We start from the raw sequence: 6,558 nt of genomic DNA, 5'->3' as shown, positions 1-6,558 counted from the left end.
GCCGCGGGCGTACCGCGACAGCAGGTCGCCGAGCGGGTCCGCCACCGGCTCGGTGAACGCCTCGGGCACGCCCACCGGCAGCGCGGTGCCCAGCGCGTCCCGCACCCGGCCCGCGTCCTCGATCGCCAGGAACCGTTCCGTGCCGCCGATCCGCACCCGGATCGCGCGTCGCGCCGCTTCCAGCTCGGTGAGCCATTCCGCCTGGATCCCGCGCTCCGCCGCCTCTTCGACGGTCAGGTCGCCGAGGAACCGCAGCAGGTCGGCGGCGTCCTCGGCCGAGCGCGCGTGCCGGTCGGGTTCGAGCCGCTGCAGCGACCGTTCCACCTCGCGCACGGCTTCTGGGTCGAGCAGTTCGCGGATCGCCTCGGTGCCGAGAAGTTCGGCCAGCAGCGCCGAATCCAGCGACAGCGCCGCCGCCCGCCGCTCGGCCAGCGGGGCGTCGGTCTCGTACAGGAACATTCCGACGTAGCCGAAGAGCAGGCTGCGCGCGAACGGCGACGCGGCCGGCGTCTCGACCTCCACCAGCCGGACCTTGCGGGCGCGGACGTCGGCCATCAGCTCCCGCAGCCCGCCCACGTCGTAGACGTCCTGCAGCACTTCCCGCATCGCCTCCAGCACGACCGGGAACCGTTCGTACTTCGCCGCGACCGACAGCAGCTGCGACGCGCGTTGCCGTTGCTGCCACAGGGGAGTGCGGCGCCGCGGGTCCCGGCGCGGCAGCAGCAGCGACCGCGCCGCGCACTCCCGGAACCTCGCCGCGAACACGGCCGAGCCGCCGACCTCGGCGACGATCAGCTGCTCCACCTCTTCGGGGTCGAGCAGCACGTCGTCGGCGCCGATGGTGACGTCACCGCCCTCGGCGTCCAGCGCGTCCGGCAGGCGCAGGACGATGCCGTCGTCGGAGTGCGCCACCTGCGCGTCGACCCCGCGGTTTTCCCGCAGGCGCGCGGCGATCGCGAGCGCCCACGGCGCGTTCACCTGCGCGCCGAACGGGGAGTGCAGGATGATCCGCCAGTCGCCGAGCTCGTCGCGGTAGCGCTCCAGCAGGATCGTCCGGTCGTTCGGCACGTGCCGGGTCGCGGACTTCTGCTCGGCCAGGTAGGCGAGCAGGTTGTCCGACGCCCGTTCGTCCAGGCCCGCCGCGGCGGCCCGGTCCCTGGCCTTCTGGTCGTCCGATGTGGACAGTTCGCGGACGAACTTCCCGAGCGCCCGCCCGAGTTCCAGCGGACGGCCCGGCGCGTCGCCCTTCCAGAACGGCATCCGCGCCGGCTCGCCGGGCGCGGGCACCACGATGACCCGGTCGTGCGTGATGTCGGTGATCCGCCACGACGACGTGCCGAGCAGGATGGTGTCGCCGACCCGCGACTCGTACACCATCTCCTCGTCGAACTCGCCGACGCGCGAGCCGGGCTTGTCGTCCGCGCCCGGCGTCATGACGGTGAACAGCCCGCGGTCCGGGATGGTGCCGCCCGAGGTCACGGCCAGCCGCTGCGAGCCCGGCCGCCCGCGCAGCTCGCCGCTGATGCGGTCCCACGTGATCCGCGCCCGCAGCTCGCCGAACTCCTCGCTGGGGTAGCGGCCCGCGAGCATGTCGAGCACCGCGTGCAGCGCGTCGTCCGGCAGCGAGGCGAACGGCGCCGCCCGCCGCACCAGCGAGGCCAGGTCCGGGACCGTCCACGGTTCGAGCGCCACCATCGCCACGACGTGCTGGGCCAGGACGTCGAGCGGGTTGCGCGGGTACCGGACCGCCTCGATCGCGCCGCTCGCCATCCGTTCCGCGACCACCGCGCACGAGACGAGGTCGCCGCGGAACTTCGGGAACATCACCCCGGACGACACCGCGCCGACCTGGTGCCCGGCCCGGCCGACGCGCTGCAGCCCGGACGCCACCGTCGGCGGCGCCTCGATCTGCACCACCAGGTCGACCGCGCCCATGTCGATGCCCAGTTCCAGCGACGACGTCGCCACCACGCACGGCAGCCGCCCGGACTTGAGGTCCTCCTCGACGTGCGTGCGCTGCTCCCGCGACATCGACCCGTGGTGCGCCCGGGCGATCACCGGCGGCGCGCCGGTGCTGACCCCGGACTGCCCGACGGCTTCGGCCGGGAACGCGTCGGCCGGCGTGAGTTCCGTCCGCTCGGCGGCCAGTTCGTTGAGCCGCGCCGTCATCCGCTCGGTGAGCCGGCGGGAGTTGGCGAACACGATGGTCGAGCGGTGGGCCTGGATCAGGCTCAGCACCCGCTCCTCGACGGCCGGCCAGATCGACGGCCGCTGCACGGGGTTGCCGGCCATCTCCTCCAGCGTGCCCAGCCCGCCGGGGGCGATGTCGCCGGGCGGGAACGCCTCGGTCAGCGACTCGAGCGACCCGAGTGACTCCAGTTCGTCGAGCGGGCTCGGCGAAGGCCCGCTGCGCGGCGCGTCGAGGTTGCTCATGTCCTCGACCGGGACCTCGACGCGCACCTCGATGGTCTTCGCCAGCTTCGGCTGGACCACCCGCACCGGGCGGCCGCCGGCCAGGAAGGCGCTCACCTCGTCGACCGGGCGGACCGTCGCCGAGAGCCCGATCCGCTGCGCCGGCTTCGGCAGCAGCGAGTCCAGCCGCTCCAGGGAGAGCGCGAGGTGCGCGCCGCGCTTGCCGCCGGCGACCGCGTGCACCTCGTCGACGATCACGGTCTCGACGCCGCGCAGTGACTCCCGCGCCGACGACGTGAGGATGAGGAAGAGCGACTCCGGCGTGGTCACCAGCACGTCCGGCGGGGTCTTGCCGAACGAGCGGCGCTCGGCCGCGGTGGTGTCGCCGGTGCGCATGCCCACTTCGATCTCCGGCACCGGCAGTCCGAGCCGCCGGGTGGCCTGCGAGATGCCCGCGAGGGGGGCGCGCAGGTTCCGCTGGACGTCGACGGCGAGGGCCTTCAGCGGTGAGACGTAGAGGATCCGGCAGCGTTTCGTGGCCTCCGCCGGCGGCGGCTCCACCGAGAGCCGGTCGAGCGCCCAGAGGAACGCCGACAGCGTCTTGCCGGACCCGGTCGGCGCGACCACGAGGGCGTGCTCGCCCGCGTGCGCCGCCCGCCAGGCCCCTTCCTGCGCCGCGGTGGGCGCGGCGAAGGCCCCCGCGAACCAGTCCCGGGTCGCGGGGGAGAAGAGGTCGAGCACGTCAGTTGCCACGTCGTCCATGATGCGCGGCACCACCGACAATTTCGGGCGCGCCGGCCAGGATCACGCTCTCGGCGAACTGCGGGTACGTGACGTCGACTCTGGGCTCGTCGGTGATGAGCCGGTAGTCGCGGTCCAGCGGCGCCCAGTAGGAAAAAGGGGCCTGGTCCAGCTTGGAGTGGTCGGCCAGCACGTACGCCTCGCCGCCCGCGTGGAGCATCGCGTGCTTGACCACCGACTGCTCCAGTGACGGGCAGCACAGCCCTCGCCCGTCGACCAGGCCGTCCGCACCCAGGAACACTCGATCGGGTGAGATGTGCCGCAGCTGCGCCAGCACGCTCTCGCCCAGGATCGCTTCGTTGGGGTGCCGCACCCGGCCGCCGAGGACGATCAGGTCGATCCCGGCGAACCCGGCCAGCTCGCGGATGGCGTTGACGCCGTTGGTGACCACCGTCAGCCCTTCGCGGTGCGCGAGGTGGCGGGCGAGCCTCCCGGTGGTCGTGCCGGCGTCGAGCAGCACGACCTCGCCGTCCTCGACCAGCGCGGCGGCCTCGCGCGCGATGGCCTCCTTGGCCGCCGCGTGCTCCTGGTCCTTCTCCCGGGGACTGCGTTCGGTGTCGAGCGCGCCGCCGTAGGTGCGGACGACGTGCCCGGCCCCGGCGAGGGAGGCGAGGTCGCGGCGGATCGTCGACTCGGAGACGCCGAACTCCGCGGCCAGCTCCGCGATGCCGCCGGAGCCGTCGCGGACGGCCTCCAGCAGCATCGCGCGCCGGTCACGGGTGCCTGGTCGGGGCTGGGACATGCGCCGACTCTTCCACAGTCGCGGGTTTCAGCCCGAAGAACGCCAGCCCGGCGGCCACGGCGAGGAACGCGGCCAGCACGACGAACCCGGTGGTCGCGGTGCCGGTGACGTCGGTGAGCCAGCCGACCAGGTAGGGGCCGGCGAAACCGCCGAGGTTGCCGAGCGCGTTGATCAGGCCCATCGCCACGGCGACCACCTCGATGCCGAGGAGCCGGCTGGGGATCGCCCAGAACGGCCCGTACGGCATGTACACACCGGTGGCGACGACGCAGAGCAGGACCAGCTGCACGGCAGGGGGCCAGTGCACGAGGTTGCCGAGCAGGAGCCCGGCGATGGCGACGAGCAGCGGCACGGTGACCGCGAGCCGCCGGTTGCCGGTCCGGTCGGACCAGTGCGCGCACGCGACCATCCCGGCCAGCGCGAGGACGTACGGCACGGCGGAGAGCAACCCGACCGCGGTGGCCGAGCCGCCCGTCATCGTCTTCACCACCGACGGCAGCCACAGGCTGAACCCGTAGAAGCCGGTGATCCAGAAGAAGTAGACGCCGATCAGCAGCAGCACCTGGCGGTTCGCCAGCGCCTGCCGGTAGCCCTGCTTCGCGAAGGCCGGTTTCGCGTCTTCTTCCGCCTTCAACGTGGTTTCGAGGTACTCGCGTTCCGCCGCGGAGATCCAGCGGGCCTTCGCCGGGCGGTCGGCCACCGCGAACCACCAGACGACCGCCCAGAGCAGCGGGGGCAGACCCTGCAGCACGAACACCCAGCGCCACGACATGTGGTCGAGCATCAGCCCGGACAGCGGGGACATGATGATCGCCGAGATCGGCAGGCACGTCATCCACAACGCGTTCGCGCGCGCCCGTTCGGCTTGCGGGAACCACGACGCCAGCAGGATCAGCACCGCGGGCCACACGCCGCCTTCGAACAGCCCGAGCAGCAACCGCGCGAGGTGCAGCTGCGTTTCGTTCTGGACCAGGCCGCACAGCACCGCCGCGAACGCCCACGCGATCATCAGGATCAGCACCGTCTTGCGGGCGCTCCACTTCGCCGCCAGCACCGCCGCCGGGATCTGCAGGACGAGGTAGCCGACGAAGAAGATGCCGCTCGCCAGCCCCTTCGCGCTGGCGGACAACGGGAAGTCGTCACCGATGTAGGGCAGGATCACCGCGACGTTCGTGCGGTCGAGGTAGGCCAGCATGTACATGACCACCGCGACCGGGATCACGTACGCCCAGCGCTTGCGGGGGATCACCGGGCGCTCGGCGGGTAGATCGCGGGCAGCTTCCGGGCGTACGGCGCCAGCGTCGCCGCGGCCTTGAACGCCGCGCGCATCGTGCCGTGCGAAGCCCGGCCGGTGCCGGCGATGTCGAACGCCGTGCCGTGGTCGACCGACGTGCGCAGGATCGGCAGGCCGACCGTCACCGAGACCGTGCCGTCGAAGTCGTACGTCTTCGACGCGATGTGCCCCTGATCGTGGTAGAGCGAAAGCACGCCGTCGAAGCGGCCTTGGATCCCTTGGTGGAACACGGAATCCGCCGGGATCGGGCCGACGACGTCGAGCCCAGCGGCCTGGGCGGCGGCCACCGCGGGCGCGATCGCGACGATCTCCTCGTCGCCGAACTTGCCGTTCTCGCCGCCGTGCGGGTTCAGCGCCGCCACGGCGAGTCTCGGTTTCTCCGTGCCGAACACTTCGAGCGCGGTGTACGCCTCGCGGATCGCGTGTTCGATGTTCTCCCGCGTGATCCGGTCGATCGCTTCCCGCAGCGAGAGGTGCCGGGTGGCGAAGAAGATCTTCAGCCCGGACACCCAGAACATCGTGTTGAACCGGGTCGAGCCGGTCAGCTCGCCGAGCATCTCGGTGTGCCCGAGGTGCTGCGAGCCCGCGGCCCAGATCGCCTCCTTGTTGATCGGCGCGGTCACGACCGCGTCAACTTCGCCGGCCAGCGCGAGCCGGGTGGCGACCTCGATCGCGCCGACCGCCGCCGCGCCCGCGGTCGCGTTGACCTCGCCCCACGGCAGATCTTCCGTGACGACACCCAGGTCGAGCACGTCGATCACGCCCGGGGTGAAACGCGCTTCGGCGATCGTGGCGATGGGGTTGATCTCCACGGACAGGCCCAGGTGCCGGGCGACGCGGTCGAGCACCGGCGCGTCGCCGACCGCGACCCCGCGTGCCAGCTGCAGCGCCTCCGGCTCGGCGAGGGTCTTCAGGGTGATCTCCGGGCCGATGCCGACCGGGTCGCCGAGGGTGACGGCGAGGACGGGGAGGTCGCTCACGGGTTCTTCCTTCCGGTGGCCAGCACGTGGTTGAGGTGTTCCAGGCAGGCGACCGCGGCGTCGCGCCCGCCGATCAGCCCGCCCTTGGTGGCGAAGGGCAGCCCGGCGTACGGCCCGCCCGACAGCCGTCCGGCGACCGCGAGGGGCAGGACTTCGGTGTCGATCTCGAAGCCTTCGGCGCCGAGCGACTTCGTGACCTCGACGGCGATGTCGCCGCCGGTGGCGTAGAGCCCGCCGATCCGATGCGCGCCGAGCACCAGCCGGGCCGCTTCGCCGAGCGCCGGCGGGATCCGCGCGGCGACCGCCGGGTCGACCGGCGTGCCCGGCGC

5 protein-coding genes are annotated in these 6,558 nt (G+C 72.7%); all 5 read right to left on the bottom strand.

The window, feature by feature from the left end:
- Positions 1–3,174 (bottom strand): DEAD/DEAH box helicase (locus G3I65_RS10320; protein ID WP_163046665.1); only part of this gene is annotated, 3,174 nt, incomplete at its 3' end.
- Positions 3,155–3,955: a DeoR/GlpR family DNA-binding transcription regulator gene (locus tag G3I65_RS10315; RefSeq protein ID WP_160695898.1), complete on the bottom strand. Its 801-nt coding sequence runs from the start codon at positions 3,953–3,955 to the stop codon at positions 3,155–3,157. The genes G3I65_RS10315 and G3I65_RS10320, both read right to left, overlap by 20 nt.
- Positions 3,927–5,204, bottom strand: coding sequence for an MFS transporter (locus G3I65_RS10310; protein WP_160695897.1), 1,278 nt, complete (start codon positions 5,202–5,204; stop codon positions 3,927–3,929). The genes G3I65_RS10315 and G3I65_RS10310 overlap by 29 nt, the downstream gene beginning before the upstream one ends.
- Positions 5,201–6,229: a 4-hydroxythreonine-4-phosphate dehydrogenase PdxA gene (gene pdxA, locus G3I65_RS10305; RefSeq protein ID WP_160695896.1), complete on the bottom strand. Its 1,029-nt coding sequence runs from the start codon at positions 6,227–6,229 to the stop codon at positions 5,201–5,203. The genes G3I65_RS10310 and pdxA overlap by 4 nt, the downstream gene beginning before the upstream one ends.
- Positions 6,226–6,558 (bottom strand): nucleotide-binding domain containing protein (locus tag G3I65_RS10300; RefSeq protein WP_275940146.1); only part of this gene is annotated, 333 nt, incomplete at its 5' end. The genes G3I65_RS10300 and pdxA, both read right to left, overlap by 4 nt.

This window comes from Amycolatopsis sp. SID8362 (genome assembly GCF_010550475.1).
Taxonomy (GTDB): Bacteria; Actinomycetota; Actinomycetes; order Mycobacteriales; family Pseudonocardiaceae; genus Amycolatopsis; species Amycolatopsis eburnea.
This window is presented reverse-complemented; position numbering and strand designations above follow the sequence as displayed.